Genomic DNA, 1,534 nt, shown 5'->3' with positions numbered 1-1,534 from the left:
CCGCGCTTTGACTTCTCAAATAGCCGAAATCCACGTCAGCGCTGGGTTTCGGCTATTTTTGGGGCTATCATGTAGCCATGTAAAATAGTATTTATACATTGATTTTTACTGAAATTATGCTTGAGTAAGTGTTCATGTATATCGAACACGTCCCCAACCGCAACTCGCCGCCCGCGATCCTGTTGCGTGAGTCCTATCGCGACGGCAACACGGTCAGAAAGCGCACCCTCGCCAACCTCTCGTCGCTGCCCGCCGAGGTCATCGAAGGACTGAAGGTCCTGCTGCGCGGCGGCGTCGCGGTATCGTCCGCCGATGAGGCCTTCGTGATCGAGCGCAGCCTGCCACACGGACACGTGGCCGCCGTGCTCGGCGAGACACGCGCCTGCGGCGCCGAGCGGTGGTTTGCCGCCGCACCCGCCGCGGTGCGCTCGGTGGTCATGGCGCTGCTGGTGGCGCGCGTGGTGTCACCCGCCTCCAAGCTCGCCACCCATCGCATGTTGCGCGACGAGACCGCGACCCACTCGCTGTCGCGGCTGCTGAAGCTGGGCGAGGTCGAACTCGAGCAGGTCTATGCCGCGCTCGACTGGCTGGGAGAAGCTCAGGAAGGCATCGAGAAGCGCCTCGCCCGCCAGCATCTGGCCGGTAGTACGCTGGTGCTGTACGACCTCACTTCCACATGGGTGACCGGCCGCTGCTGCGAGCTCGCGGCCCACGGTTACAGCCGCGATGGCAAGCGTGATGACCCGCAGATCGTGTTCGGGCTGGTTTGCACTCCTGAGGGCTGTCCTGTGGCCGTCGAAGTCTTCGCCGGCAACACGGCCGATCCCGCTACCGTGGCCTCGCAGGTGGACAAGCTCAAGAACCGCTATGGCATCGAGAAGCTCGCCTGGGTGGGCGACCGGGGCATGCTCACGCAGGCGCGCATCGACACGGTATTGCGCCCGGCTGGACTGGACTGGGTAAGCAGCCTGCGCGCGCCGCAGATGGCCGCGCTCGCCCACGAGAAGGGGCCCTTCCAGCCGTCGCTGTTTGATGAGCGCAACCTGCTCGAAGTAACCAGTGAGGCGTTCCCCGGCGAACGGCTCATTGTGTGCCGCAATCGCTGCTGGCCGAGGAACGGACCCGCAAGCGCGAGGCCTTGCTGCAGGCCACCGAAGCTGAGCTGATGAAGATCGCCGACGCGACCACGCGCGCCCGCAACCGCCTCAAGGGTACCGAGGCAATTGCCTTGCGCGTGGGCCGCGTCATCGATCACTTCAGGATGGGCAAGCACTTCGAGCTGAGCATCACCGACTCGAGCTTCACGTGGGCGCGCAAGTCCGAACAGATCCAGCAGGAGGCTGCGCTCGATGGCCTGTACGTGGTGCGCACGAGTCTGCCGGCAACGGACCTGCCGGCCGAGGCGGCCGTGACGGCCTACAAGGGGCTGGCGGTCGTGGAGCGCGCCTTCCGTTCGCTCAAGACGGTCGATCTGCAGGTGCGCCCCGTGTTCCATTGGAACGCCCAACGCGTGCGCGCTCACGTCTTTCTGTGC

Annotated in this window: 1 pseudogene; it reads left to right on the top strand. The window is 64.7% G+C overall.

What is annotated here, in order from left to right:
- Positions 1 to 134: 134 nt before the first annotated feature.
- Positions 135 to 1,534 (top strand): annotated as a pseudogene (locus P0D89_RS52845) (IS1634 family transposase); the annotation flags it as partial.

The sequence above is a fragment of the Paraburkholderia sp. RL18-085-BIA-A genome (assembly GCF_046027075.1).
Lineage (GTDB): Bacteria > Pseudomonadota > Gammaproteobacteria > Burkholderiales > Burkholderiaceae > Paraburkholderia.
Note: the sequence above shows the minus strand (reverse complement) of the source record. Positions and strands in the feature narration are given on the sequence as shown.